23 protein-coding genes and 1 riboswitch are annotated in these 25,489 nt (G+C 69.8%); of the genes, 10 read left to right on the top strand and 13 right to left on the bottom strand.

The annotated features are described in order from the left end of the window. Window positions 1-4: 4 nt before the first annotated feature. From ACIRR9_RS31980 to ACIRR9_RS31960, 5 genes are all read right to left on the bottom strand, one after another. Window positions 5-487, bottom strand: coding sequence for an NUDIX domain-containing protein (locus ACIRR9_RS31980; protein WP_123975752.1), 483 nt, complete (start codon window positions 485-487; stop codon window positions 5-7). Window positions 488-572: 85 nt separating this feature from the next. Next, a complete protein-coding gene (locus ACIRR9_RS31975) occupies window positions 573-1,478 on the bottom strand; it encodes a LysR family transcriptional regulator (protein WP_316771499.1) in 906 nt (301 codons plus the stop codon). 230 nt (window positions 1,479-1,708) lie between these two features. Then, window positions 1,709-2,839, bottom strand: coding sequence for a cystathionine gamma-lyase (locus tag ACIRR9_RS31970; RefSeq protein ID WP_403758897.1), 1,131 nt, complete (start codon window positions 2,837-2,839; stop codon window positions 1,709-1,711). Continuing rightward, window positions 2,836-3,327, bottom strand: a complete 492-nt coding sequence (locus ACIRR9_RS31965; protein WP_403758894.1) for a low molecular weight protein-tyrosine-phosphatase — start codon at window positions 3,325-3,327, stop codon at window positions 2,836-2,838. Before ACIRR9_RS31965 ends, ACIRR9_RS31970 begins: the two co-directional genes overlap by 4 nt. Before the next feature lie 7 nt (window positions 3,328-3,334). After that, entirely contained in the window at window positions 3,335-3,712 is a 378-nt protein-coding gene (locus ACIRR9_RS31960; protein ID WP_403758891.1) for a phage holin family protein, read from the bottom strand. A 59-nt stretch (window positions 3,713-3,771) separates the two neighbouring features. On the opposite strand from ACIRR9_RS31960, the gene ACIRR9_RS31955 reads away from it, so the two are divergent. The 4 genes from ACIRR9_RS31955 to ACIRR9_RS31940 all read left to right on the top strand — a co-directional run bounded on the left by ACIRR9_RS31955 (window position 3,772) and on the right by ACIRR9_RS31940 (window position 6,003). Continuing rightward, the gene (locus ACIRR9_RS31955) at window positions 3,772-4,089 is read left to right on the top strand and encodes a cupin domain-containing protein (RefSeq protein WP_123975757.1); all 318 of its coding nucleotides are present in this window, start codon (window positions 3,772-3,774) and stop codon (window positions 4,087-4,089) included. A 164-nt stretch (window positions 4,090-4,253) separates the two neighbouring features. Further along, complete coding sequence (locus tag ACIRR9_RS31950; protein WP_365339215.1) at window positions 4,254-4,466, top strand: DUF5326 family protein; 213 nt, start codon at window positions 4,254-4,256, stop codon at window positions 4,464-4,466. 211 nt (window positions 4,467-4,677) lie between these two features. Next, the gene (locus tag ACIRR9_RS31945) at window positions 4,678-5,466 is read left to right on the top strand and encodes a helix-turn-helix domain-containing protein (RefSeq protein ID WP_365339308.1); all 789 of its coding nucleotides are present in this window, start codon (window positions 4,678-4,680) and stop codon (window positions 5,464-5,466) included. A gap of 99 nt (window positions 5,467-5,565) precedes the next feature. Further along, window positions 5,566-6,003: an SsgA family sporulation/cell division regulator gene (locus ACIRR9_RS31940; RefSeq protein ID WP_123975759.1), complete on the top strand. Its 438-nt coding sequence runs from the start codon at window positions 5,566-5,568 to the stop codon at window positions 6,001-6,003. Between the two features lie 143 nt (window positions 6,004-6,146). Here ACIRR9_RS31940 and ACIRR9_RS31935 read toward each other — a convergent pair whose 3' ends face one another. Next, entirely contained in the window at window positions 6,147-7,688 is a 1,542-nt protein-coding gene (locus ACIRR9_RS31935) for a YibE/F family protein (protein WP_403758887.1), read from the bottom strand. Window positions 7,689-7,759: 71 nt separating this feature from the next. Next, a riboswitch (TPP riboswitch) is annotated at window positions 7,760-7,937 on the top strand. Here ACIRR9_RS31935 and thiC point away from each other — a divergent pair. Continuing rightward, entirely contained in the window at window positions 7,930-9,750 is a 1,821-nt protein-coding gene (gene thiC / locus ACIRR9_RS31930; protein WP_403758884.1) for a phosphomethylpyrimidine synthase ThiC, read from the top strand. (Overlaps the previous riboswitch by 8 nt.) An 89-nt stretch (window positions 9,751-9,839) precedes the next feature. On the opposite strand, the gene ACIRR9_RS31925 is transcribed toward thiC, so the two are convergent. Then, the gene (locus ACIRR9_RS31925; protein ID WP_403758881.1) at window positions 9,840-10,778 is read right to left on the bottom strand and encodes an NADP-dependent oxidoreductase; all 939 of its coding nucleotides are present in this window, start codon (window positions 10,776-10,778) and stop codon (window positions 9,840-9,842) included. Between the two features lie 94 nt (window positions 10,779-10,872). Here ACIRR9_RS31925 and ACIRR9_RS31920 point away from each other — a divergent pair, with 94 nt between their 5' ends. Beyond that, window positions 10,873-11,289: a winged helix-turn-helix transcriptional regulator gene (locus ACIRR9_RS31920; RefSeq protein WP_384560754.1), complete on the top strand. Its 417-nt coding sequence runs from the start codon at window positions 10,873-10,875 to the stop codon at window positions 11,287-11,289. Between the two features lie 44 nt (window positions 11,290-11,333). On the opposite strand, the gene ACIRR9_RS31915 is transcribed toward ACIRR9_RS31920, so the two are convergent. From ACIRR9_RS31915 to ACIRR9_RS31905, 3 genes are all read right to left on the bottom strand, one after another. Further along, the gene (locus ACIRR9_RS31915; RefSeq protein WP_403758878.1) at window positions 11,334-12,203 is read right to left on the bottom strand and encodes a hypothetical protein; all 870 of its coding nucleotides are present in this window, start codon (window positions 12,201-12,203) and stop codon (window positions 11,334-11,336) included. 181 nt (window positions 12,204-12,384) lie between these two features. Continuing rightward, window positions 12,385-13,473, bottom strand: a complete 1,089-nt coding sequence (locus tag ACIRR9_RS31910; RefSeq protein WP_403758875.1) for a metallophosphoesterase — start codon at window positions 13,471-13,473, stop codon at window positions 12,385-12,387. Between the two features lie 255 nt (window positions 13,474-13,728). Beyond that, window positions 13,729-14,841 carry a LacI family DNA-binding transcriptional regulator gene (locus ACIRR9_RS31905; protein WP_365339199.1) on the bottom strand — a complete coding sequence of 371 codons (1,113 nt, stop codon included), beginning with the start codon at window positions 14,839-14,841 and terminating at the stop codon, window positions 13,729-13,731. A gap of 438 nt (window positions 14,842-15,279) precedes the next feature. Between ACIRR9_RS31905 and hisC the strand changes: the two genes are divergently transcribed. The 4 genes from hisC (at window position 15,280) to cydD (ending at window position 23,031) form a co-directional block, all read left to right on the top strand. Further along, window positions 15,280-16,359: a histidinol-phosphate transaminase gene (hisC, locus tag ACIRR9_RS31900; protein WP_403758872.1), complete on the top strand. Its 1,080-nt coding sequence runs from the start codon at window positions 15,280-15,282 to the stop codon at window positions 16,357-16,359. 244 nt (window positions 16,360-16,603) lie between these two features. Next, complete coding sequence (locus tag ACIRR9_RS31895) at window positions 16,604-18,112, top strand: cytochrome ubiquinol oxidase subunit I (protein WP_365339195.1); 1,509 nt, start codon at window positions 16,604-16,606, stop codon at window positions 18,110-18,112. Window positions 18,113-18,130: 18 nt separating this feature from the next. After that, the gene (gene cydB, locus ACIRR9_RS31890; protein WP_403758869.1) at window positions 18,131-19,138 is read left to right on the top strand and encodes a cytochrome d ubiquinol oxidase subunit II; all 1,008 of its coding nucleotides are present in this window, start codon (window positions 18,131-18,133) and stop codon (window positions 19,136-19,138) included. Between the two features lie 80 nt (window positions 19,139-19,218). Further along, window positions 19,219-23,031: a thiol reductant ABC exporter subunit CydD gene (cydD, locus tag ACIRR9_RS31885; RefSeq protein WP_403758866.1), complete on the top strand. Its 3,813-nt coding sequence runs from the start codon at window positions 19,219-19,221 to the stop codon at window positions 23,029-23,031. A 47-nt stretch (window positions 23,032-23,078) separates the two neighbouring features. On the opposite strand, the gene ACIRR9_RS31880 is transcribed toward cydD, so the two are convergent. The 3 genes from ACIRR9_RS31880 to ACIRR9_RS31870 form a co-directional block, all read right to left on the bottom strand. After that, window positions 23,079-23,966, bottom strand: coding sequence for an HAD-IIB family hydrolase (locus ACIRR9_RS31880; RefSeq protein WP_403758864.1), 888 nt, complete (start codon window positions 23,964-23,966; stop codon window positions 23,079-23,081). 97 nt (window positions 23,967-24,063) lie between these two features. Continuing rightward, window positions 24,064-24,966 carry an LLM class flavin-dependent oxidoreductase gene (locus ACIRR9_RS31875; RefSeq protein WP_403758861.1) on the bottom strand — a complete coding sequence of 301 codons (903 nt, stop codon included), beginning with the start codon at window positions 24,964-24,966 and terminating at the stop codon, window positions 24,064-24,066. Between the two features lie 42 nt (window positions 24,967-25,008). Further along, a complete protein-coding gene (locus ACIRR9_RS31870; protein ID WP_365339184.1) occupies window positions 25,009-25,482 on the bottom strand; it encodes a hypothetical protein in 474 nt (157 codons plus the stop codon). Between the last annotated feature and the right edge of the window lie 7 nt (window positions 25,483-25,489).

Here is a 25,489-nt window from a genome sequence, read left to right as displayed (position 1 = left end):
GCCGTCAGCCGAGGTCGGGAGCGTGCATGGCCCGTACGCCCTCGATGTTGCCGTCCAGATAGTGCCGCAGGGACAGCGGTACGAGGTGCACGGAGGCGATCCCGACGCGGGTGAAGGGGACACGCACGATCTCGTACTCGCCCGTGGGCTCGTCGACCTCGGGACCGTGCCGTAGCGCCGGGTCCATGGACTCCAGTCGGCAGACGAAGAAGTGCTGCACCTTCACACCGGTCGCGCTGCCGTTGTCGCCGATGTGCTCCACGGTGTCCACGAAGCAGGGCACGACATCGGTGATCTTGGCGCCGAGTTCCTCGTGCACCTCGCGGTGCAGGGCGTCGACGACGGTGGTGTCCTCCGGTTCGACCCCGCCACCGGGCGTGACCCAGTAGGGATCGACACCTGGCTTGGTGCGCTTGATCAGGATCAGGTCGTCGCCGTCCAGGAGAACGGCGCGTGCGGTGCGCTTGACCACGGGTCGGACGGTCATGGGAGAAATGTGGCCCAGCTGGTTCCACGTGAAACATCGCGAAGCGCCACCGGGCGGCCGCACCGTGTGAACCTGGACAACCCGCTCAGCCCCAGTCCACGGCCGCGTGGTGGAGCCACTCGTGCGCCCGCGCCACATGCGGCATGGCGAGCGTGCCGGTACGCACGACCAGGAAGTACGTCCGCAGCGGCGGCACCGCGGGTTCGTGCAGCGCCATGACCTCACCGCGTTCCAGAGCGATGGCGCACAGATAGCGGGGCAGTACCGCGAGGCCGGCGCCGGCGACCGTACAGGCGAGGACCGCGCGCAGATCGGGCACCACGACCGTGCCGGAGGCGGCCGGGCGGGTGTCGAACACGGAGCCCCAATAGCGCGAGACGAACGGCAGCGACTCATGCACCTCGACGACGGGCAGGTTCTCCAGAGCGGGCGCGCCCTTGTCGCGCACCGTCCCGGTGCCGATCTCCTCCGCCCAGCGCGGAGCGGCGACCAGTACGTGCTCCTCGTCGCAGAGCGCGGTGGCGGTGAGCAGGGCGCCGCGCGGCCGGGCCGTACTGATGGCCAGGTCATGGTGTCCGGCGGACAGCCCCTCCAGAGTCTCCTCGGCGTTCCCGAACGAGGCGCGCAGTGCGAAACCCTGGCCGTCGTCGCCGGCGAGTTCGGTGAGGGCGGGCAGGGCGCGTTCGGCGGTGAACTCGGGCGGACCCGCGAGGTGCAGGGTGCGCACCGAGGATTCGTCGTCGAGGCCGCGCTCCGCTATCTCCACGAGGGCGTCGAGATGCGGGGCGGCCTTGTGGGCGAGTTCGTCGCCGATGGTCGTGGGGGTCACCCCACGGGCCTGCCGCAGGAAGAGAGGGCGGCCCAACTGCCGTTCCAGGGTCCGGATCTGGGACGTCACGGCCGGCTGCGAGAGCCCGAGCAGGGCGGCGGCGCGGGTGAAGGAGCCTGCCCGGTGCACGGTCACGAAGGTGCGCAGCAAGGCCAGATCCATGGCACGCCCTCCCCTTCCCCCTGTCCTTGCGCCGACCCCCGGACAGGTCCCTAAGTATAAATAAGTCGATAGGTCTCTGCCGCTACAGTGATTGGACACTGACGCAGAGTCAACTAGCCTTGGTCGCGCGGTTCTTGGCGCGCGGGAACCGGGACGGTCCGAGCCACGAGGGGGGAGGCTCGGACCGTCCGTTATACGTAGTCGGGCCCGCGACGGCGTCCGTAATCCGGTCACCGATCCGACTCGTCGAGTGCGCGGAGCACATCGGCCACCAGGTCCTCTGGATCCTCCGCCCCGACCGACAGCCGGATGAAGCCCTCCGGTACGTCGTCCCCGCCCCAGCGGCGCCGCCGCTCGGCCGTGGAGCGCACCCCGCCGAAGCTCGTCGCGTCGTCGACCAGCCGCAGCAGCCCGAGAAAGCGCTCGGCACGCGCGCGCGTGGGCAGCGTGAAGGAGATCACCGAGCCGTAGCGGCGCATCTGCTGCGAGGCGATCTTGTGCGCCGGGTCGTCGGGCAGCCCCGGGTAGCGCAACCCGGTCACCTCGGGCCGCTCGCGCAGCGCCTCCGCGAGCAGCAGTGCGGTCGCGTTCTGCCGGTCCACCCGCAACTGGAGGGTGGCCAGGGAGCGGTGGGCCAGCCAGGCTTCCATCGGCCCGGAGATCGCCCCGATGATCTTGCGCCAGCGGCGCACGGCGGCCATGGCCGCCGCGTCGCGTCCGACGACGTAGCCCAGCAGGACGTCCCCGTGCCCGGTGAGCTGTTTGGTGCCGCTGGCCACGGAGAAGTCGGCGCCCAGCGCCAGCGGCCGCTGGCCGAGCGGGGTGGCGAGGGTGTTGTCGACGGCGACGAGCGCGCCACGCGCGTGTGCCGCCTCGGCGAGCCGGCGGATGTCACACACGTCGAGCCCGGGGTTGCACGGCGACTCGATCAGCAGCAGCTTCGCCCCGTCCAGGACGTCGAGCTGGGCGCCGCCCGCGGTCGGCGCGGTGCGCACCTCGATGCCGTACGCCTCCAGCTGGGCGCGGACCAGGGGGAGTACCTGGTAGCCGTCGGACGGCAGCACGACCGCGTCCCCGGCGCGCAGCTGGGAGAAGAGCACCGCCGAGACGGCGGCCACGCCGGAGGCGAACACCAGCGTCTCGACGTCTTCGCCGGGCGCCTCCAACTCACCGACGGCACGCTCCAGATGGGTCCAGGTCGGGTTCTCGTCCCGCCCGTAGGCGTACGGCCCGCTCACCTCGCCCGGCAGATGGAAGTGTGCGGCGAACACCGGCCCGGGCAGGGTCGGCTCGTTCTTGACCGGCTCGGGCAGCCCTGCGCGCACCGCGCGTGTGCCCTCGCCCATGGCCGCCTCGCTCATGACGCCGTTGCCTCCACTTCGTCCCGTACCGCGGTGAGCAGGCCCTCGCTCGCCGCCTCCACCATCTCAAGACACTCCTCGAAGCCGTCCAGACCGCCGTAGTACGGATCCGGTACGTCGAGGTCGTCTCCGGCGGCCGTGTCATAGGAGCGCAGCAGCCGCACCTTGCGGGCGTCCTCCTCGGTGGAGGCGAGGCGGCGCAGGGCCTTGAGGTGGCCCGAGTCGAGGGCGATCACGAGGTCGAGGCGGGCGAACCAGGACGCCCGGAACTGGCGGGCGGTGTGGTCGCTGTCGTAGCCGTGCTCCTCGAGGACGCGGACGGTGCGCGGGTCGGCGCCGTCGCCCTCGTGCCAGCCGCCGGTGCCGGCGCTGTCGACCTCGACGCGGTCGTCCAGCCCGGCCTCGGCCACGCGGGCGCGGAAGACGGACTCGGCCATCGGGGAACGGCAGATGTTGCCCGTGCAGACGAAGCAGACGCGGTAGGTCATCGGATTCTCAGTCCGAGTCGGGAAGGATCATGTTCAGGGCCCAGGACACGATCGAGATGATCAGTCCGCCAAGGACGGCGGTCCAGAACCCCTCCACGTGGAAGCTCAGGTTCAGCTTGTCGCACACCCAGGACGTCAGCAGCAGCATCAGCGCGTTGACCACCAGGGTGATCAGGCCGAGCGTGAGGATGAACAGAGGGAAGGTCAGGACCTTCACGATCGGCTTGACCAGGAAGTTCACCAGGCCGAAGACCAGGGCGACCAGGATCAGCGTCCAGACCTTCTTGGGCGTGCTGTCGCCGGTCAGGGTGATCTTGTCGAGCAGCCACACGGCGACCGCCAGGGCGCCCGCGTTGGCGATCGTCTTGACTACGAAATTCTTCATGTGTCTGATCGTGACAGACGAGATCGGATGCAAATAGTGAGGCGAGGGCGACAACTGCGATGAAGGCATTCCGGCTGGACGAACTGGAGGCGGAGCGCGCCGCCAACGAAGGGGCCTACCTGCAGTTCCTGCGGGAACGGAACATGTCCGTCGGCCTCTACGCCCTGGACGCGGGCTCGCACGACCCGCAACAGCCGCACAAGCAGGACGAGGTCTACTTCGTCGTCAGCGGCCGCGCCTCGATCACCGTCGGCATGGAGACCACGCAGGTGGCGCGGGGCAGCGTCGTGTACGTGCCCGCCGGGGTGGCCCACAAGTTCCATCACATCAGCGAGGATCTGAGGGTTCTGGTGGTCTTCTCTCCGCCCGAGGCCTGACCCCGGACCCCCGGGTTCCCTAGGGGAAGGGTCAGGGGAGGACAAGGGATCGCAGGCCCCCGAACGACCCCCTCGCGGCTCTAGCATCGGGTGCAGGACATCGCATCGTGCGGGACGCACGAGACCTACGTGCCGGAGCGCACGAGAAAGCGGAGGACAGGGCAATGCGAGAGATCTTCACAGGTCTGCCGTGGTGGGTGAAGTGGATCGCGGTGCCGGTCATCGCGCTGGCGGTGTTCGGCGGTCTGATCGGCGCCGTCGTCGGCTTCCTGGCCTACCTGCTCTTCAAGGCGCTGATCTTCGTGGCGCTGGTCGGCGGACTGATCTACATCGTGCGGAAGTTCATGTCGAACTCCTCGTCGAAGAGCGACTGGTGACGACCGTGGGAATCGGTGTCCGGTAACAGGAATCACCGGTTCCCTCGGGGGAGGGAAGTTTCGCGCACGGGCCGACCAGGAGCGGCGACAGACGGTTAGAGTCGCTGACCCCCTCGCGCTCCGGGAGTGACCCTTGGCCACGCTTGACGCCACCCCCGCACCCACGGACCATCCCGCACCCCCCGCCCAACGATGTTCCAGCACACCCCCCGTGCAGCGGCCGGCCGGACCGGCCGACCCCGCACAGCCGCACTCGGCCACGCTCATCGGCTCCGTGCAGCGTGCGATGCGCCTGCTGGAATGCGTCGCCGGACACGAACACGGCGCCCCCGCCAAACAACTGGCCCGCGAGACCGGCCTCGCGCTGCCCACCGCCTACCACCTGCTGCGCACCCTGGTCCACGAGGGCTATCTGCGCCGTGACAAGGGGTTGTTCTTCCTCGGCGAAGCGGCAGAGCGGCTGAGCAGCAGTGGAGCGCAGCAGAAACGTCGCAGCGCGGTCGTCGACACCCTCGCCCACTGGCGGGATTCGATCGGTGCGCCGGTGTACTACGCGATGTATCGGGACGGCGAGATCGAGGTCGTCTGCGTCTCCGACTCACCGGGTGTCCCGGCGGTCGAGGAGTGGGCGGACTTCCGCGAGACCGGGCACGCGCACGCCATCGGCCAGTGTCTGCTCTCCCAGCTGGACGACAACGTCCGCCGTGACCACCTCGACCGCTACCCCGTACAGGCGATCACCCCGTACACCGTCCGTGACGGCCATGCGCTGCTGCGGCGTCTGGAGCGGACGCGGCGGATGGAGCCGGTGGTGGAGCGCCAGGAGTACGCGCTGGGCACGGTGTGCGCGGCGATTCCCATCACGGTCGGCACCACGGCCGCCACGATGGCCATCTCGCTCCCCCTCCACCAGGCCGACCGGCTGCTGCCCGCCGCCCGGCAGTTGCAGGCCGAGGTGGGACGGCATCTGGGCTCTCTGGCGATCGCTATCAGTATCTGAAAACTCACTCCTTGTGATCTGCTGTGTACGTTCAGCAAGATTTGACCACCATTACAGGGGTAAATCCCGGCCAGTCGGTGTCATATGACGGGGTAGGCGATGCGCGAGTCCGTACAAGCAGAAGTCATGATGAGCTTTCTCGTCTCGGAGGAGCTCTCCTTCCGCATCCCCGTGGAGTTGTGTTACGAGACCTGTGATCCGTATGCCGTGCGGCTCACCTTCCATCTGCCCGGGGACGCACCGGTCACCTGGGCCTTCGGCCGTGAGCTGCTGATCGACGGGGTGGGCAGGCCGTGCGGGGAGGGCGATGTGCATATCGCGCCCGCCGACTCCGAGGTGCTGGGCGAGGTGCTGATCCGGCTTCAGGTCGGCGGTGACCAAGCGGTGTTCCGGTCCTCGGCGCCCCCGCTGGTGGCCTTCCTCGACCGCACGGACAAGCTGGTCCCGCTCGGCCAGGAAGGTGCGCTCGCCGACTTCGACGCCCACCTCGACGAGGCTCTGGACCGCATCCTGGCCGAGGAACAGAGCGCCGGCTGAAGCGTTACGGCAGGGGGCGCGAGGCCGCTCCGCCGAGCCGCCCGAGGATGCGCAGGAACGCTTCTGCGCATCCTCGGGCCAGTGCCTGACGTTCCGCCCTCACCGGCCGCCCACGCCCTCCCGCAGGCCCGTCCACGGCCCTCTCACCGCTTCCGGCGCCGCCCCCGCCCGCCGCGCGGCGGAGCGGACGCGGCCTCCACGGGGAGGACCGCCTTCTCGCCCGGCCGGTCGGCCGACACCACCAGGGCCGCGAGCAGCGTGGTGACCGGTACCGAGGCGACCAGGCCGATCGAGCCGACCAGCGTGCGCACGATCTCCTCGGCCACCAGCTCGCTGTTGGCGACCGTTGCCACGCTGCTCTGCGCGATCGAGAAGAGCAGCAGCAACGGCAGCGCGGCGCCCGCATAGGCCAGGACGAGGGTGTTGACGACGGAGGCGATGTGGTCGCGTCCGATGCGGATGCCCGCCCGGTACAGCCCGCGCCAGCCCATCGTCGGATTGGCCTCGTGCAGCTCCCAGACCGCCGATGTCTGGGTCACCGTCACATCGTCCAGGACGCCCAGCGAACCGATGATGACGCCGGCCAGCAGCAGACCGCTCATGTCGATCGACGGGTACAGGCCGTGGATCAGACCGGTGCTGTCGTCGGTGTTGCCGGTGAGCGCGGCCCAGTCGATGAACTCCGAGCCGAGGACGCCGATCAGGCACAGTGAGACCAGCGTGCCGAGCACCGCCACCGAGGTCCGGGCCGACAGCCCGTGGCACATGTACAGGGCGATCAGCATGATGGCACTCGACCCGACCACCGCCACCAGCAGCGGGTTCGAGCCCTGCAGCACCGCCGGCAGGATGAACAGGGTCAGCACCAGGAAGCTGACGGCCAGTGCGACCAGCGCCATGACACCGCGCAGCCGCCCCACCACCACGACGGCGAGCGCGAAGATCCCGGCCAGCAGCGCCATCGGGAACTTCCGGTTCACATCGGTGACCGAGTACTGCAGGTCCTTCGGCGCCGAGGGCTCGTAGGCGGCCACGACCTGCTCGCCCTGGTGCAACTGCCGTGACTGGTCGGGCTGCACGATCTCGGTGAACGTACGGCCCTTGTCCTTGCCGGTGTCGACGCGGACCGTCGCCTTCTTGCAGGTGCCGCCGGACCCCTCCTTCGCGGAACCGTCCCCGCTGGTGGAGGTGTCGCCGATCGAACCACTCCCGGAGGCGTTGACCGACTTGCAGTCGACCGAGACGACCTTGGTGACCGTGGCCGACTGTGTCTGGCGGTCGAAGCCGACGCCGGTGCGCTCGTGCGCCGGTGCTCCGCCGGGCCACAGCACCACCATGCCGGCCACGACCGCGGCGGTGAAGGGGATGAGGATCGCCGCGATGACCTTGCGCAGATGCTTGGAGACCGGTGCGGCGGGACCGTGACTGTGGCTGTGCGAGTGACCGTGCCCGCCGCCGGACACGGAGCCGCCCTGGCCGGTGTTCTGACCGGGCGGGCGGCCGTGGTCATGGCCGGTGCCGTGGTGGTGGGCATGGTCGTTGTCGTGGCCGTGGGAGGGCTCGTGGCTGTGCTGCTGCCCCTGCCCGTGGTTGTGTCCGTCACCGGCACCGTGGCCCCCGTGGCCGGATCCACCGCCCTGTCTTGGTTCGGGGGGTGGATAGGGGTGCTGTTGTGTCGAGGTCACCGCCCGATCATCGCAAGAACGGCAGGAGCCCTCTGTTCACCGCGCCCGAATTGACGCTAGCGTGGAGGCACCTTTGCACACGCGGGAGCTCGGAGCACCGGGCTGAGAGGGCGCTGACCTCCGTATTCGCGATGTTTCACGTGGAACGAGTGATGTTTCACATGAAACGCCGCCCGACGGAAGCCGCTGCGTCGACCGCCGAACCTGTTACCGGGTAATGCCGGCGTAGGGAGTAGGTCTCATGACCAACAAGGACGCACGCACGCCTGCCTTCCGTCAGGACGAAGCGCCCATTGCGGGCGAATCGTCCCAGGAGGCCGGGAAGTCCATCGGCTGGCACAAGGGGTATGTCGAGGGCTCGCGCCCCGACCTGCGGGTGCCGGTCCGTCAGGTGCATCTCACCAACGGGCAGTCGGTCACGCTCTACGACACCTCCGGCCCGTACACCGATCCGCTCGTCGAGACCGACGTCCGCAGGGGCCTTCCTCCGCTGCGGGAGAACTGGATCGTCGCCCGCGGTGACACCGCCGAATACGCGGGCCGGCCCGTCCGTCCCGAGGACGACGGGATCAAGCACACCTCGCCGCGTGGCGGTCTGCGCAACCTGGACGCGGTCTTCCCGGGCCGCCCGCGCCAGCCCCGCCGTGGCCGGGACGGCGAGGCGGTCACGCAACTCGCGTACGCCCGCCGGGGCGAGATCACCCCGGAGATGGAGTACGTGGCCATCCGCGAGAACGTCTCTCCCGAGGTGGTCCGTGAGGAGATCGCGGCGGGCAGGGCCGTACTGCCCGCCAACGTCAACCACCCGGAGATCGAGCCGATGATCATCGGCAAGCGGTTCCTGGTGAAGGTCAACGCCAACATCGGCAACTCGGCGGTGACCTCCTCCATCGAGGAGGAGGTCGAGAAGATGACCTGGGCGACCCGCTGGGGCGCCGACACGGTCATGGACCTGTCCACCGGACGCAACATCCACACCACCCGCGAGTGGGTGCTGCGCAACTCCCCCGTCCCCATCGGCACGGTGCCGCTCTACCAGGCCCTGGAGAAGGTGGACGGCAGGGCCGAGGAGCTGACCTGGGAGATCTACAAGGACACGGTCGTCGAACAGGCCGAGCAGGGCGTGGACTACATGACCGTCCACGCGGGCGTGCGCCTGCCGTACGTGCCGCTCACCGCCAACCGCAAGACCGGCATCGTCTCGCGCGGCGGGTCGATCATGGCGGCCTGGTGCCTCGCGCACCACAAGGAGTCGTTCCTGTACGAGAACTTCGAGGAACTCTGCGAGATCCTCGCCGCCTACGACGTCACGTACTCCCTGGGCGACGGTCTGCGTCCCGGCTCCATCGCGGACGCCAATGACGAAGCGCAGTTCGCGGAGCTCCGCACTCTCGGGGAACTCAACCGGATCGCCAGGCGTTTCAATGTACAGACCATGATCGAGGGCCCGGGCCATGTCCCGATGCACAAGATCAAGGAGAACATCGACCTTCAGCAGGAGATCTGCGATGAAGCTCCGTTCTATACGCTCGGCCCGCTGACCACGGACGTCGCGCCGGCGTACGACCACATCACCTCCGGTATCGGTGCCGCGATGATCGCCTGGTGGGGCACGGCGATGCTCTGCTACGTCACGCCCAAGGAGCACCTGGGCCTGCCCAACCGGGACGACGTCAAGACCGGCGTCATCACCTACAAGATCGCCGCTCATGCGGCCGACCTCGCCAAGGGCCATCCGGGCGCGCAGGAGTGGGACGACGCGCTGTCCGACGCCCGCTTCGAGTTCCGGTGGGAGGACCAGTTCAACCTCGCCCTGGACCCGGACACGGCCCGCGAGTTCCATGACGAGACGCTCCCGGCGGAGCCCGCCAAGACGGCCCATTTCTGTTCGATGTGCGGCCCGAAGTTCTGCTCGATGAAGATCAGTCAGAGCATCACGGAGCGGTTCGGCGGCGCGGCGGCCGAGGGGGCGTCTGCGGAGGAGGTCGCGGAGGGGATGCTCCAGAAGTCGAAGGAGTTCGCGGCGAGCGGGAACCGGGTGTATCTGCCGCTGGCGGACTGAACCCCTCCCGGGTGCTGGTCGCCGTCGAGGAGGACCACACGCACTTTGTGACGGACCTTCATCTCCGTGACGACAGCGCGCCGCCTCCCTCACGGTACGAGGACCAGCTTGCCGGTGGTGCGCCTGGCCTCGATCGCGCGGTGGGCCTCGGCGGCTTCCGACAGCGGGTAGGTGTCCTGGACCAGTACTCGCAGTCGGCCGGCCTCGATGCGTTCCGTGATCCGGTCCAGCACCTCACCCGAAGGAGCGGCAGTGACCCAGACATAACGCAGCCCGCGCTCGGCGGCCCGGCGTTCGTCCGTACCCGGGGCGATCGAAGCGCCGACGAGCAGCCCGCCCGGACGGAGGACGTCCAAGGAGCGCGGTCCGTAGGCGCCGCCCACCAGGTCCAGGACCATGTCGACCGGAGCCACTGCGGTCCGGAAGTCGGTGGTGGTGTGGTCGATCGCCTCGTCGGCGCCCAGCCCGCGCAGCAGGTCATGGTTGGCGGCCCGCGCGGTCCCGATCACATGCGCCCCCAGCTCCTTGGCCAGTTGCACCGCGACATGGCCGACACCGCCGGCGGCCGCGTGGATCAGCACCCGGTCGCCGGGCCGGACCCGTGCCAGCACGGTCAGCGCCTGCCAGGCGGTCGACGCCACCAGGGGCACGGCGCCCGCGTGCACCAGGTCGAGGTTCTTGGGAGCGAAGGCCAGCGCCTCGGCCGGTGCGGCGGTGAACTCGGCGTACGCGCCCCGTCGGGAGACGGGCATCAAGCCGTACACCTCGTCGCCCGGCGCGAACCGTGTGACGCCCTCGCCGACCCGCTCGACGACGCCGGCGACATCGTTGCCCGGGGTCCACGGCAGTTCGACCAGTTCCGGCACCCGGCCGGAGCGGAGCACCGCGTCGCCGGGGTTGATCCCGGCACCGGCGACCCGCAGCAGCACCTGCCCGGGGCCCGGCTCCGGTACGCCGGTCTCGGCGTACTCGAGCGTCTCGGGACCACCGAACACGGATTGGACGACGGCATGCATACGGGCGGACATCAGGACTCCTCGGCAGCGGATCGTGGTGCCGTCCATGCTCGGTCCGGGCAACACCCGTACGGAAGAAGGCACTTGTCTGATATTGAGGTTCCTCATGGATACCGGCTTCGACCTGAGAGAACACGGTGGCGTGGACGTGTTTCTGCGGGACTGCCCCACCCGCGCCGTGCTGGACCTGATCGCCGGAAAGTGGACCATGCTGGTGCTGGTGGCCCTTGCGGACGGCCGGCCCATGCGCTTCGCCGAACTGCGCAGACGGCTGGACGGCGTGACACCGAAGGTGCTGACGCAGACCCTGCGCGCGCTGGAGCGGGAGGGACTGCTGACCCGCACGCTGTATCCGACGGTGCCGCCGTGTGTGGAGTACCGGCTGACCCGGCTGGGCCAGGAGGTGGGCGGGCTTGTGCAGGGCATCACCGACTGGGCGCAGGCGAACAGCGCCGCCGTCCGGGCGGCACGGGAGGAGTTCGACGAGCGCACCGCCCGTCAACTCCCCGGTGCCACCGCGTAGACCGGGTGTCCGGCCTGCGCCCCCGTCCGGGGGCGCAAGCCGGGTTATTCCGGCTGGTGCTCCGGGCCTCCGTAGTCCGGGCTGGTGTAGTCCGGGCTGGTGAAGCTCGGGCGGGTGGCGGGCGCGGTGCCGTCGTCGGTGCTGAAGCCCGGGCGGTCGTAGCCGAGGCGTGGCATCCGGCCCGCCGGGCCCGACGGCGTCGTACGGCGCAGTCCGGCCGTGCCGGGGTCGGTGGCCAGCGCTTCTCGCAGGAAGGGCAGGATGCCGCGCTCCAGCAGGGCGTCCCGCCAGGCCTCCCGGGCCTTGGCCACCTCCCCGCCGGGCTCGCCATAGGCTCCGGCCTCCAGCGAGGGGCTGTTGCGCAGTGCGGTGAGCAGCAGCCCCACACCTGCCAGCAGGATGGCGGCCGCGGTCACGGCACCGAACACCCAGCCGGCGGTGAGCATGGTCCGGGCGAAGGTGCGAGACGGGTCCAGCATCTTCAGGACGTAGCCGACGAGCAGGAAGATCGCCGCGGCAGTGCCGGCGAGGACGGGGGCCAGGACCGCGACGACGGCGACAGCGCCCGCGCCGGTGGTCTCGGCTGCCTCGCCGAGGGTGGTGGCGAGCCCCAGTGCACCGCCCGTGCCCGACTCTGCCGAGCCGGACTCCTGGACGGTGGCCGGGGTGGACCGCGCCGGATTGCGCAGTTCCTCGCGGACCTTCACATAGTGCTGGTACTCGGTCGCCGCGGCCGCCGTGATCAGTGCGGTGGCGTTGAGCGCCATGGTGCGCAGCTGTTCGGTATTCAAACGCTGGCCTATACCGGCCAGTTCGGGACGGTAACGGGCGGAGCGCAGCGCCTCATCGAGGATCCGCTCGTATTCCTGGCGGTCCTCACTGAGCAGGTGCTGCGGAACGCTGTTCATGTGCATCCCCCGATGCTCCGTAGGGCTTGGGGCTCGCACGCCGGCGAGCCGTCGGGCAGAAACGGAGGGGAGCCTGCTACGGATAAACCGATGGTAGAGCCGTTAAGGCACGCGGTGACAGGGGGTTGCCGGAAATTGGGGGTGACCCGCGTGCGACGCCGGAGGGACAGAACAGCCTGCCGAACCCTCAGTTGTCCAGAGGAAGTTGCCTAACCAGCAGCTTTCCGGCCATGGTCACTCCGCCGTCCATGGCGATGGCGAGCCCGTCGGCGTAGACGTGCGGCCCCGTCACCACGGGGCCGGTGCCCTCTTCGTCGTCCTCGGAGCCGACTTCCCCCAGCAGATAGGGAATCGGGCTGTGTCCGTGAACGATTCGGGTGCCGCCGTACGTATCGAGAAGGGAACGGACGGCGTCTGCACCCCCTTCGTCACGGAAGGAGAAGCGCTTGGTGAACTTGCGGAAGAGATCCCAGACCTCATCCGCGTCGTTACGGGTGATGGTCTCGCGGACGGTGTCGTTGACCGCCTCGATCGAGTCGCCGTAGTCGAGGTAGGCGGTGGTGTCCGAGTGCACCAGCAGATATCCGTCGACCTCCTCGACCGCGTCCAGGCGGGCCATCCACTGGAGGTGGTGGTCCTGGAGCCGGTCCATGTCGGTCTTCTGGCCGCCGTTGAGCAGCCAGCCCGCCTGGAAGGTGGCGGTGCCCGCGCCGGAGTTGACGGGGGTGTCGCCGAACCGCTTGGCGCCGAGCAGCAGCAGCTCGTGGTTGCCCATCAGCGCCTTGCAGTAGCCGCCCGCGGCGGCCGCTTCGGCCGACAGCCGCATCACCAGGTCGATGACGCCGATGCCGTCCGGACCTCGGTCGGTGAAGTCGCCGAGGAACCACAGCCGTGCGGTGCCCGCGCACCAGTGCCCGTCCGCGTCGATCAGCCCCTGCTCCCGCAGGGCGCTGATCAGCTCGTCGAAGTAGCCGTGCACGTCACCGACGACGTACAGCGGGCCGGGGCCGGCCGCAGCCTGCGCGACCGGGGCGGCGGCCGGTTCGACGGGCATCTGGAGCGTGTCGCCGCGGTTGATGACCGGCAGGTCGCGCTGGGTGGGCGTGTACCCGTCCGGATAGCCCTCCGGGTACGCCTCGTCGAGCGGCGGGACGACGTCGCCGGGATGCGTGCTGTCGACGTACGGACCGGTCTCGTTGACGTACGCGGGCACCCGGAAGTCGCGCAACGTCGCCGTTCGCTCCGTCTCGGGTCCCTGACCGGCCCCCTGAGTCATCAGACCCCTCCACCATCACGCCGCATCTGCACCGCATCGGACTGCCTGGTCGCAGCGGCCCGCGGTGTCGTGGGCCCATCATAGGAATGCCCGTCGCGCCGTGTGATGACCCAGGGGTGGTGAATCCGGGCGGGACTCCGGTTCGGCGCGGCTTTCGCCCCGGTTGGGCAGGGGTTCGTCCATCCGCCGTTCACCTGCCGGCCGCCATCCGACGACGCCCGGCGGGTGCGCCGTCCGGCTCTCGGCGTGCCCGTGCTACCCCTCCTCCGGTGCCCGCGGCGGGCTCACCGTCGTGCGCTGCGGCCGTCGCTGGGAGGAGGTACGCACGATCAGTTCGGTCGGTATCACCTGCTCGACGGGCTGGTCCGAATCGACCCCCTCGATCGCGTCGATGAGCAGTTGTACGACCGCCGTGCCGATGCGGCGCGGCTTCAGGGAGAGCGTGGTGATGGGCGGCTCGGTGTTGGCGTACACGGTCGACTCGCTGCAGCAGACCAGCAGCAGGTCGTCGGGGACGCGCAGCCCGTAGCGGCGGGCGGCGGCGAGCAGATCGGTGCCGTTGGGGTCGAACAGGCCGTACACGGCGTCGGGGCGGTCCGGGCGGGCGAGCAGCCGGTCGGCGGCGACGGCGCCCGCGCACGGGTCGTGCGCCGGGTAGGCCTCGTAGACCGGGTCCTGGCCGACGCGTTCGCACCAGCGCAGGTAGGCGGTGGTCGACAGATGGGTGTACGTGTCCGTCGTCGTGCCCGTGAGCAGGCCGATCCGGCGGGCGCCCGCGTCGGCGAGATGGTCGAGGATGCCGAGGACGGCGGCCTCGTGGTCGTTGTCCACCCAGGCGGTCACCGGGAGCGAGCCGGCCGGGCGGCCGTCGGAGACCACCGGCAGGCCCTGCCGGACCAGCTCGCTGACGACCGGGTCCTGGTCGGAGGGGTCGATGACGACCGTGCCGTCCAGGGCCACGTTCGACCACACGTCGTGGCGCGAGGTCGCGGGCAGGATGACCAGGGCGTAGCCGCGGGCGAGCGCGGCCGAGGTGGCCGCCCGCGCCATCTCGGCGAAGTAGGCGAACTCGGTGAAGGTGAAAGGTTCATCCCCGTACGTCGTCACGGTCAGGCCGATGAGTCCCGACTTGCCGGTACGGAGGGTGCGGGCGGCGGCCGAGGGGCGGTACCCCAGCCGGTCGGCGACCTCGCGGACGTGGCGCCTGGTGGCATCCGGGAGCCGGCCCTTGCCGTTCAGGGCGTCGGAGACGGTCGTGATGGAGACTCCGGCGGCGGCGGCCACGTCTCTGATGCCGGCCCGGCCCGGCCGGCTGCCTCGCCGAGAGGTTTCCGCGCGGCTCACCTGGTGCTTCCCTGCTGCTGTCATGGCGAGCCGATAGTAGGGCTCATGCGGTGGGGTAGTGCGGACGCATATGCACGCGTTGACAGGCACGTTTCTGCAAGGTCAAATAGGGTCAACTACCTTAGAAAGAAAGTCAGTTGAACGATCCAATGGTGAGACGTGACTTGTCGGCACGGATGGGCCTGCCAAGTGCTCGATGTTTCGAAGAGGTCTCAACTCACCTTCACGGGTGATGCGCGCCACGGCGTGAGCCACCGGCGCGTAGATATATGTAGGGCGCGCCCCCGATAAATGCGCCTTCGTACGGTGATGCCCGTGATGCCTGTGGGGCGGATGAGGTCAGGTGGCCCGGCTTCTCGCCGGCTCCGCAGCTGTACGCAGCGGGGCCGAATCCTCATAAGGTGAGCAGTATTGGATGCCGGCGGCGCGGACGGTCCGCCGGAGGTCGCGAGGAGGACTGCGGTGAGCGAGACGAGCCCCAAGCTGCGCGCCGAGCTGGAGGGTATCCCCACCTACAAGCCGGGCAAGCCCGCCGCGGCTGACGGTCCGGTCGCCTACAAGCTGTCCTCCAACGAGAACCCCTATCCCCCGCTGCCCGGTGTGATGGAGTCCGTCACCGCGGCGGCTGCCGCCTTCAACCGCTACCCGGACATGGCCTGCGCCGGTCTGATGAACGAGTTGTCGGACCGTTTCGGCGTCCCGCTCTCCCACCTCGCCACCGGCACCGGCTCGGTCGGTGTCGCCCAGCAGCTGATCCAGGCCACCAGCGGACCCGGCGACGAGGTGATCTACGCCTGGCGGTCCTTCGAGGCGTACCCGATCATCACGCAGATCAGCGGCGCCCGCTCGGTCCAGGTGCCGCTCACGCCCGGCGATGTGCACGACCTGGACGCGATGGCGGACGCGATCACCGACCGCACCCGTCTGATCTTCGTCTGCAACCCGAACAACCCGACCGGCACGGTCGTGAAGCGGGCCGAGCTCGAACGGTTCCTCGACCGGGTGCCGGGCGATGTGCTGGTGGTCCTTGACGAGGCCTACCGCGAGTTCGTCCGCGACCCCGAGGTGCCGGACGGTGTCGAGCTCTACCGTGAGCGGCCGAACGTCTGCGTCCTGCGGACCTTCTCCAAGGCGTACGGTCTCGCCGGGCTGCGGGTCGGCTTCGCCATCGCCCATGAGCCGGTGGCGGCGGCGCTGCGCAAGACGGCGGTGCCGTTCGGCGTGAGCCAGATCGCCCAGGACGCGGCGATCGCCTCCCTGCAGGCCGAGGACGAACTGCTCGGCCGGGTGGGCTCGCTGGTGTGCCAGCGGCAGCGTGTGGTCGAGGCGCTGCGCGCCCAGGGCTGGACGGTGCCCGAGACCCAGGCCAACTTCGTGTGGCTGCGGCTGGGGGAGCGTACGGCGGCCTTCGCGGGGCTCTGTGAGGAGCACGGTGTGGTCGTCCGGCCGTTCCCGGGCGAGGGCGTGCGGGTGACGGTCGGCGAGACCGAGGCGAACGACATCTTCCTGAAGGTGGCGGAGGCGTTCCGCAAGGAGTTCTAGCCCTGGCAGGTCCACACGTACGGGGTCGCACGGCCGGTGTTCCGAGGCCGGGCGGCCCCGTACGGCTGTGTCCGGAGAGGGCCGAACGGCTCAAGTGCGACCCCCCTTCGTCCTTCGATAATCAGTGCGTCATAATGGCTTGTGAATGTGAATGCATTCACAAGCGCGTCCCGTTTGGTCCGTGATGTACGTGACAAAAGGGGCACCTGCCGCTGTACTACGGCGACGTAAGGAGACTGACGACGTGGACCTGGCTCTGGCGCCGGAGACACTGGCGCGCTGGCAGTTCGGCATCACCACCGTCTACCACTTCCTGTTCGTTCCGCTGACGATCTCGCTGGCCGCGCTCACGGCCGGTCTGCAGACCGCCTGGGTGCGCACGGAGAAGGAGAAGTACCTCAGGGCGACCAAGTTCTGGGGCAAGCTCTTCCTGATCAACATCGCGATGGGGGTCGTCACCGGCATCGTGCAGGAGTTCCAGTTCGGCATGAACTGGTCGGACTACTCACGGTTCGTCGGTGACATCTTCGGCGCCCCGCTCGCCTTCGAGGCACTGATCGCGTTCTTCTTCGAGTCCACCTTCATCGGGCTGTGGATCTTCGGCTGGGACAAGCTGCCCAAGAAGATCCACCTGGCCTGCATCTGGATGGTCTCCATCGGCACGATCCTGTCCGCATACTTCATCCTCGCGGCCAACTCGTGGATGCAGCACCCCGTCGGCTACAAGATCGACAAGGCGAAGGGGCGGGCCGAGCTCACCGACTTCCTGGCGGTCCTCACCCAGAACACCGCGCTGGCCCAGGCCTTCCACACGCTGACCGCGTCCTTCCTGACCGGTGGCGCGTTCATGGTCGGCATCGCCGCCTTCCACCTGTTCCGCAAGAAGCACATCACCGTGATGAAGACCTCGCTGCGGCTCGGTCTGGTCACCGTCGTCATCGCCGGCATGCTCACCGCGATCAGCGGTGACACCCTCGGCAAGGTCATGTTCAAGCAGCAGCCGATGAAGATGGCCGCCGCCGAGGCCCTGTGGGACGGCCAGAAGCCGGCGCCCTTCTCGATCTTCGCCTACGGCGACGTCAGCAAGGGCCACAACACCGTCGAACTGTCCGTCCCCGGCCTGCTCTCGTTCCTGGCCGACGACAGCTTCAACTCGTACGTGCCCGGCATCAACGACACCAACAAGGCCGAGCAGCAGAAGTACGGCGCCGGCGACTACCGGCCCATCGTCCCGGTCACCTTCTGGGCGTTCCGCTGGATGATCGGCTTCGGTATGGCGTCCTTCGCCATCGGCATCGTCGGACTCTGGCTGACCCGTAAGAAGTTCATGTTGCCGCAGCATCTGCGGGTCGGCGAGGACGAGGTGCCGAACCTGGTCCTCTTCAGGAACAAGGCCCTCAGCCCCAAGCTCGGCAGGCTGTACTGGCTGGTGGCGATCTGGACCCTCGGCTTCCCGCTGATCGCCAACTCCTGGGGCTGGATCTTCACCGAGATGGGCCGCCAGCCGTGGGTCGTCTACGGCGTTCTGCAGACCCGTGACGCGGTCTCCCCCGGTGTCTCCCAGGCCGAGATCCTCATCTCGATGATCACCTTCACCACGCTGTACGCCATCCTCGCCGTCATCGAGGTCAAGCTGCTCGTGAAGTACATCAAGGCAGGCCCGCCGGAGCTCACCGAGGACGACCTCAACCCGCCCACGAAGATCGGCGGCGAGGCCCGTGACGCCGACAAGCCGATGGCCTTCTCGTACTAGGCCGAGGGAGACGCAGTCATGGAACTTCACGACGTCTGGTTCGTCCTGATCGCCGTCCTGTGGACCGGCTACTTCTTCCTGGAGGGCTTCGACTTCGGGGTCGGCATCCTCACCAAGCTGCTGGCCCGTGACCGGCTGGAGAAGCGGGTGCTGATCAACACGATCGGCCCCGTCTGGGACGGCAACGAGGTGTGGCTGCTCACCGCGGGCGGCGCCACCTTCGCCGCCTTCCCCGAGTGGTACGCCACGCTCTTCTCCGGCTTCTATCTGCCCCTGCTGGTCATCCTGGTCTGCCTGATCGTCCGCGGTGTTGCCTTCGAGTACCGGGCCAAGCGGCCCGAGGAGAGCTGGCAGCGCAACTGGGAGACCGCGATCTTCTGGACCTCGCTGATCCCGGCGTTCCTGTGGGGTGTGGCCTTCGGGAACATCGTCCACGGTGTGAAGATCGACCGGCACTTCGAGTACGTCGGCACCGTCTGGGACCTGCTCAACCCGTATGCCCTGCTCGGCGGAGTGGTGACCCTGACCCTGTTCACCTTCCACGGCACGGTGTTCACCGCGCTCAAGACCGTCGGTGACATCCGGGTACGGGCACGGAAGCTGGCGACCAAGGTCGGTCTTCTCGCCGCCGTGGTGGCGCTGGCCTTCCTGCTGTGGACCCAGGCCGACAGCGGTGACGCCAAGAGCCTGGTGGCCCTGGTCGTGGCGGTCGTCGCGCTGCTGGCGGCCCTCGGGGCGAACCTGCGCGGCCGTGAAGGGTGGGCGTTCGCCCTGTCCGGCGTGACCATCGTGGCGGCCGTGGCGATGCTCTTCCTGTCGCTCTTCCCGAACGTCATGCCGTCGTCGCTCAACGGGGACTGGAACCTCACGGTCACCAACGCCTCGTCGAGTCCGTACACCCTGAAGATCATGACCTGGCTGGCGGCGATCGCCACGCCGCTCGTCATGCTCTACCAGGGGTGGACGTACTGGGTGTTCCGCAAGCGGATCGGCACGCAGCACATAGCGACCGAAGCCGCGCACTGAGTCCGACGGGCAGGGTGATTCACGATGATCCGCACTGTTTCACGTGAAACACCCTCCCTGGGCCGAAGGGCATGTTTCACGTGAAACCAATTGATCCGCGTCTGCTGCGCTACGCCCGTGCCACCCGCCTCTTCCTGGTGGCCGTCGTCGGTCTCGGTGCCGTCGGCGCCGGACTGGTCATCGCCCAGGCGATGCTCATCGCCGAAGTGGTGGTCGGGGCCTTCCAGCACGGCCACTCGGTCTCGGAACTCCGCACTCCCCTGGCGCTGTTGGCGGGCGTCGCCGTCGGCCGGGCGCTGGTCTCCTGGCTCACCGAGCTCGCCGCGCACCGGGCGAGCGCGGCGGTCAAGTCCGAACTGCGTGGGCGGCTCCTGGACCGGGCGGTGGCGCTCGGTCCAGGCTGGCTGAGCGGGCAGCGGACCGGATCGCTGGTCACCCTCGCCACGCGCGGTGTCGATGCCCTCGACGACTACTTCTCGCGCTATCTGCCGCAGTTGGGGCTTGCGGTGGTCGTGCCGGTCGCGGTGCTGGCGCGGATCGTCACGGAGGACTGGGTCTCCGCGGCGATCATCGTCGGGACCCTGCCGCTCATCCCGCTCTTCATGGTGCTGATCGGCTGGGCCACGCAGTCCCGGACCGACCGGCAGTGGCGGCTGCTGTCCCGGCTCTCCGGCCACTTCCTGGATGTGGTCGCCGGGCTGCCCACGCTGAAGGTGTTCGGCCGGGCCAAGGCCCAGGCCGAGTCCATCCGCCGGATCACCGGCGAGTACCGGCAGGCGACCATGCGGACGCTGCGGATCGCCTTCCTCTCCTCCTTCGCGCTGGAACTGCTCGCCACGCTGTCGGTGGCGCTGGTCGCCGTGACCATCGGAATGCGGCTCGTCCATGGCGACATGGACCTGTACACCGGACTGGTCATCCTGGTGCTGGCACCCGAGGCGTATCTGCCGCTGCGCCAGGTGGGCGCCCAGTTCCACGCGGCGGCGGAAGGGCTCGCGGCGGCGGAGGAGATCTTCGCGGTGCTGGAGACTCCGGTGCCGGCGTCCGGCGCGGGTGCGGTCCCCTCGGATGCCTCTCTGGCCTTCGAAGGGGTGATGGTCCGCTATCCGGACCGGTCGGCGGATGCGGTCACCGATGTCTCTTTCACCGTCGAACCGGGCGAGACCGTCGCGCTGGTCGGACCCAGCGGGGTGGGCAAGTCGACGCTGTTGAACGTGCTGCTGGGGTTCGTACGGCCGACGGAAGGCCGGGTACGGGTCGGAGGGGCTGGAGGGAGCGGAGGGGTCGGGGGAGTCGATCTCGCCGACGTCGACCTGGAGGAGTGGCGGTCGCGGATCGCGTGGGTGCCGCAGCGGCCGCATCTGTACGCCGGGACGATCGCCGAGAACGTACGGCTCGCGCGCCCCGACGCGGACGACGACGCCGTGCGGCGGGCGTTGCGGGACGCGGGGGCGCTGGAGTTCGTGGACGCGCTGCCCGAGGGTGCCGGGACCGTGCTCGGTGAGGACGGCGCCGGGTTGTCCGCCGGGCAGCGGCAGCGGCTGGCGCTGGCGCGGGCGTTTCTCGCCGACCGGCCTGTGCTGTTGCTGGACGAGCCGACTGCTGCGCTGGACGGGGCGACCGAGGCGGAGGTTGTGGCGGCGGTACGACGGCTCTCCGAGGGGCGGACTGTGTTGCTGGTGGTGCACCGGCCGGCGTTGCTCTCGGCGGCGGACCGCGTGGTGCGGCTCTCCGGCAGCGAGGCCCCCAGGGGGCTCCGCCCCCTGAACCCCCAAAACCTCCGCCCACCCACCACCCGACTCGGTCAATTGGAAAGCGAGGCGATCGACCGTCTCGGTGGGCTGGAAAGCGAGGCGATCGACCGTCTCGGTCAATTGGAAGGCGTGGCGGCTGACCGACTCGGTCAATTGGAAGGCGAGGCGGCCGACCGTCTCGGTGGGTTGGAAGGCGTGGCGGCTGACCGTCTTGGTCGATTGGAAGGCGTGGCGGCCGACCGACTCGGTCAATTGGAAGGCGAGGCGGCCGACCGTCTCGGTGGGTTGGAAGGCGTGGCGGCCGAGCGACTCGGTGGGTTGGACAGTGGGTCGGTGGAGCTGTCCGGGCGGGTGGCGTATGGCTCTGTGGCGTCCGCGTCTGTGCGTCGCCGGAGTGTGCTCGCTCGTGTCCGTGCTGCGTCCGGGGCACGGCGGGGGCGGTTGTTGCTTGCTCTGTTGCTCGGGGGGCTTGCGCTCGGTAGTGCCGTCGGGCTGATGGCGACCTCCGGGTGGTTGATCTCGCGGGCCTCGCAGGAGCCGCCGGTGCTGTATCTGATGGTGGCCGTCACGGCCACGCGGGCCTTCGGGATCGGGCGGGCCGTGTTCCGGTACGGCGAGCGGCTCGTGTCGCACGATGCCGTGCTGCGGATGCTGGCCGACACGCGGGTCGCCGTGTACCGACGCCTTGAGCGGCTCGCCCCCGCCGGGCTTCGGGCGGCCAGGCGGGGCGATCTGCTCAGCCGGCTGGTCGCCGACGTCGACACCCTGCAGGACTACTGGCTGCGCTGGCTGCTGCCGGCCGGGGTCGCGGTTGCCGTCTCCGCGGGGACCGTGGGGTTCACGGCCTGGCTCCTGCCCGAAGCCGGGGCCGCGCTCGCGGTGGGGCTGCTGGCGGCCGGAGTCGGTGTTCCGCTGGTGACCTCCGCCGTGGCCCGGCGCGCCGAGCACCGGCTGGCGCCCGCCCGCGGGTTGCTGGCCACCCGGGTGACCGACCTGCTCACCGGCACCGCCGAGCTGACGGTCGCCGGTGCGCTGCCCGTTCGCACGGAGGAAGCCCGGCGGGCCGACCACACGCTCACCCGGATCGCCTCGCGGGGCGCCACCGCCACCGCGCTCGGTGACGGGCTGACCGCACTGCTGACGGGGCTCACCGTCGCGGCCACCGCGCTGCTGGGCGCCCAGGGGGTCGCCGACGGCCGGCTGAGTGGAGTGGCGATGGCGGTCGTGGTCCTCACTCCGCTGGCCGCCTTCGAGGCCGTACTGGGGCTGCCGCTCGCCGCGCGGCACCGGCAGCGGGTCCACAGGAGCGCCGAGCGCATCTACGAAGTGCTGGACGCCCCCGAGCCCGTGCACGAGCCGGAGCGGCCGCGCCAGGCCCCCGCGACGCCCTTCCCCGTCGTACTGAAGGGCCTGTCCGCCCGGTACGAGGGCCAGGGACGGGAGGCCCTCGCCGGGCTCGACCTCACCCTCCCCGAGGGGCACAGGGTCGCGGTGGTCGGCCCCTCAGGCTCCGGCAAGACGACCCTCGCGCAGGTCCTGCTGCGGTTCCTCGACCCGGACGCGGGCTCCTACACACTCGCCGGTGTGGACGCGTTCGGCATGGACGGCGACGACGTACGGCGGCTGGTCGGGCTGTGTGCCCAGGATGCGCACCTCTTTGACAGTTCGGTCCGCGAGAACCTGCTGCTCGCCCGGAAGGACGCCACCGAGGACGACCTGCGGGACGCGCTGGGCCGGGCCCGGCTGCTCGACTGGGTGGACGGGTTGCCCGACGGGCTGGACACCCTCGTCGGCGAGCACGGGGCCCGGCTCTCCGGCGGGCAGCGGCAGCGGCTGGCGCTCGCCCGGGCGCTGCTCGCGGACTTCCCGGTGCTCGTCCTGGACGAGCCCGCCGAGCATCTGGACCTGCCCACGGCGGATGCGCTCACCGCGGATCTGCTGGCCGCCACCGAGGGCCGGACGACCCTCCTCATCACGCACCGGTTGGCGGGGCTCGACGCCGTGGACGAGGTGATCGTGCTCGGCGAGGGCCGGGTGGTGCAGCGTGGACCCTACGCGGAGCTGGCCGCCGCGGCCGGGCCGCTGCGGGCGATGGCGGAGCGGGAGGCGGCGACGGAGTCGCTGGTGGGAGCGGCCTAGCCCCGGACAGTCGCTGGTGGGAGCGGCCTAGCCCCGGACAGTCGGGTTCAGATGCGGGCGGCCAGCATCCGCTCGATCACGACCGCGACCCCGTCCTCGTTGTTGGCGACGGTGCGGCCCGAGGCAGCGGCGACGACGTCGGGGTGGGCGTTGCCCATCGCGTACGACTGCCCGGCCCAGGTCAGCATCTCGACGTCGTTGGGCATGTCACCGAAGGCGACGACCTCCTCCTGCGAGATACCGCGCTCGGCGCACTCCAGGGCGAGGGTGCTGGCCTTGGAGACGCCCGGACCGCTGATCTCCAGCAGGGCGCTGGGGCTGGACCGGGTGACGGTGGCACGGTCGCCGATGGCGAGGCGGGCGCGGGTGAGGAAGACATCGGGGTCGAGATCGAAGTGGTAGGCGAGGATCTTGAGCACGGGCTCGCCGGCGCTCGGACCGTCGACCGCGAGGATCTCCTCGGCGGCCAGCAGATGGTCCGGTATCTCCATGTGCAGCTTGGGATAGGCCGGCTCCTGGTGGAAGCCGTACGTCTGCTCGATCGCGTACACCGTGCCCGGCACGGCGTCGCGCAGCAGCCCCACGGCGTCCAGCGCGTTCTCCCGGGCCAGTTCGCGCACCTTGACGAAGCGGTGGGCGCCGGGGCCGCCGTGCAGGTCGACCACGGCGGCGCCGTTGCCGCAGATCGCCAGGCCGTGGCCGTGCACATGGTCGCTGACGACGTCCATCCAGCGGGCCGGGCGGCCGGTGACGAAGAAGACCGCGATGCCCGCCTCCTCGGCGGCGGCCAGCGCGGCCACCGTCCTCGGGGAGACCGACTTGTCGTCGCGCAGCAGGGTGCCGTCGAGATCGGTGGCGATCAGCCGGGGCGGGGTCGCGAAGGCAGGGGTCTCGGGCTGTCGGGTCGCTGAGGTCACCGCGCCATTCTCGCGCATATGCCCGCACGGCAGTGCGGCACAGTGCACAGATGAGACACAGACGACTCCGAAGGGCCCTGGAAGCCCCGTCCTGGCCACCGGCTCGGACCCGCGCTCAGCCCAGCTGGGCCGGGGCCTCCATGGCGATCTGCTCGAAGACCTTCTGCTCGGCCGCGAAGTCCGAGTCGGGGATGGGCCAGTGGATCACCAGCTCGGTGAAGCCCAGCTCCTGATGGCGGCCGGCGAAGTCCACGAAGGCGTCCAGGGACTCCAGCGGGCGGCCGCGGTCCGGAGTGAAGCCGGTGAGCAGGACCTTGTCCAGTTCCGCCGCGTCCCGGCCGATCGCCGCGCAGGCCTCGCCGAGCTTTTCCAGCTGACCGCGCAGCGCCTGGACCGACTCCTCGGGAGTGCCGTTCTCGTACAGCTTCGGGTCGCCGGTGGTCACCCAGGCCTGGCCGTGGCGCGCGGCGAGCTTCAGCCCGCGGGGGCCGGTGGCCGCGACCGCGAAGGGCAGCCGGGGCCGCTGCACACAGCCCGGGATGTTGCGCGCCTCGTGGGCCGAGTAGAACTCGCCCTCGTACGTCACCGAGTCCTCGGTGAGCAGCCGGTCGAGCAGCGGCACGAACTCGGCGAACCGGTCGGCGCGCTCGCGCGGGGTCCACGGCTCCTGGCCCAGCGCGGTGGCGTCGAAGCCGTTGCCGCCCGCGCCGATGCCGAGGGTGATGCGGCCGCCGGAGATGTCGTCCAGGGAGATCAGCTCCTTGGCGAGGGGTACCGGATGCCGGAAGTTCGGCGAGGTGACGAGTGTGCCCAGACGCAGCCGGTCGGTGACGGACGCGGCGGCCGTCAGCGTCGGAATCGCACCGAACCACGGGCCGTCGCGGAAGGTGCGCCAGGACAGGTGGTCGTAGGTGTAGGCGGTGTGGAAGCCCAGTTCCTCGGCCCGAGTCCAGGCGGAACCGCCGCCCTCGCTCCAGCGGCGGTACGGGAGGATCACGGTGCTCAGGCGCAGACTCATGCGTCCGAGACTAAGGGGACCCGTCCGCGATGGACGAAACGGTCACCGTATGCGGCTGTTCAGCCACGGCGTGAGCAGGCCGACGGTGAGGTACTCCTTGTACGTCCGGTCCCCGGGCAGCGGCACGACCAGCCAGGCCGCGGGCGGGAAGCGGCGGGACCGGACATGGGCCAGACCGCCGAAGACGGAGCGCAGGAACGCGGGCACGTCGTCGCGCGGGACGTCGTGACACTCGACGCCGTCGACGGTGATCAGCGCGTCGTCATCGGGGTAGAGCCGCACGCTCACCCGGGGCCGCCCGCCGAACTCGGCGTACGCCTCGTGCGGCAGCGAGCCGTCCGGGTCCAGGGTGACGCCGAAGCCCGCCGCGCTGCGGCGCGAGGTCTGGTCGGCGCCGATGTCGTGTGTCACCTCGATCGCGCGGCCGTACTCGGCGGCGATCGCGCGGAGCGCGGTGACGGCCGCCTCGGTGGTCGGAAGGTGCTCCTGGCGCTCCTGGTACTCCGAATGGTCCATACCAGTC

This window comes from Streptomyces sp. NPDC101234, from assembly GCF_044767525.1.
In the GTDB taxonomy this organism is placed as follows: Bacteria; Actinomycetota; Actinomycetes; order Streptomycetales; family Streptomycetaceae; genus Streptomyces; species Streptomyces sasae.
The sequence above is the reverse complement of the archived record's forward strand: the minus strand, read 5'-3'. Positions and strand labels throughout refer to the sequence as shown.

Bases quoted from the DNA above. Each gene is read 5' to 3' on its own strand.
- ACIRR9_RS31980 (WP_123975752.1), bottom strand. From the start codon at position 487: ATGACCGTCCGACCCGTGGTCAAGCGCACCGCACGCGCCGTTCTCCTG.
- ACIRR9_RS31975 (WP_316771499.1), bottom strand. From the start codon at position 1,478: ATGGATCTGGCCTTGCTGCGCACCTTCGTGACCGTGCACCGGGCAGGC.
- ACIRR9_RS31970 (WP_403758897.1), bottom strand. From the start codon at position 2,839: ATGAGCGAGGCGGCCATGGGCGAGGGCACACGCGCGGTGCGCGCAGGG.
- ACIRR9_RS31965 (WP_403758894.1), bottom strand. From the start codon at position 3,327: ATGACCTACCGCGTCTGCTTCGTCTGCACGGGCAACATCTGCCGTTCC.
- ACIRR9_RS31960 (WP_403758891.1), bottom strand. From the start codon at position 3,712: ATGAAGAATTTCGTAGTCAAGACGATCGCCAACGCGGGCGCCCTGGCG.
- ACIRR9_RS31955 (WP_123975757.1), top strand. From the start codon at position 3,772: ATGAAGGCATTCCGGCTGGACGAACTGGAGGCGGAGCGCGCCGCCAAC.
- ACIRR9_RS31950 (WP_365339215.1), top strand. From the start codon at position 4,254: ATGCGAGAGATCTTCACAGGTCTGCCGTGGTGGGTGAAGTGGATCGCG.
- ACIRR9_RS31940 (WP_123975759.1), top strand. From the start codon at position 5,566: ATGCGCGAGTCCGTACAAGCAGAAGTCATGATGAGCTTTCTCGTCTCG.
- thiC (WP_403758884.1), top strand. From the start codon at position 7,930: ATGACCAACAAGGACGCACGCACGCCTGCCTTCCGTCAGGACGAAGCG.
- ACIRR9_RS31925 (WP_403758881.1), bottom strand. From the start codon at position 10,778: ATGTCCGCCCGTATGCATGCCGTCGTCCAATCCGTGTTCGGTGGTCCC.
- ACIRR9_RS31920 (WP_384560754.1), top strand. From the start codon at position 10,873: ATGGATACCGGCTTCGACCTGAGAGAACACGGTGGCGTGGACGTGTTT.
- ACIRR9_RS31915 (WP_403758878.1), bottom strand. From the start codon at position 12,203: ATGCACATGAACAGCGTTCCGCAGCACCTGCTCAGTGAGGACCGCCAG.
- ACIRR9_RS31910 (WP_403758875.1), bottom strand. From the start codon at position 13,473: ATGACTCAGGGGGCCGGTCAGGGACCCGAGACGGAGCGAACGGCGACG.
- ACIRR9_RS31905 (WP_365339199.1), bottom strand. From the start codon at position 14,841: ATGACAGCAGCAGGGAAGCACCAGGTGAGCCGCGCGGAAACCTCTCGG.
- cydB (WP_403758869.1), top strand. From the start codon at position 18,131: ATGGAACTTCACGACGTCTGGTTCGTCCTGATCGCCGTCCTGTGGACC.
- ACIRR9_RS31880 (WP_403758864.1), bottom strand. From the start codon at position 23,966: ATGCGCGAGAATGGCGCGGTGACCTCAGCGACCCGACAGCCCGAGACC.
- ACIRR9_RS31875 (WP_403758861.1), bottom strand. From the start codon at position 24,966: ATGAGTCTGCGCCTGAGCACCGTGATCCTCCCGTACCGCCGCTGGAGC.
- ACIRR9_RS31870 (WP_365339184.1), bottom strand. From the start codon at position 25,482: ATGGACCATTCGGAGTACCAGGAGCGCCAGGAGCACCTTCCGACCACC.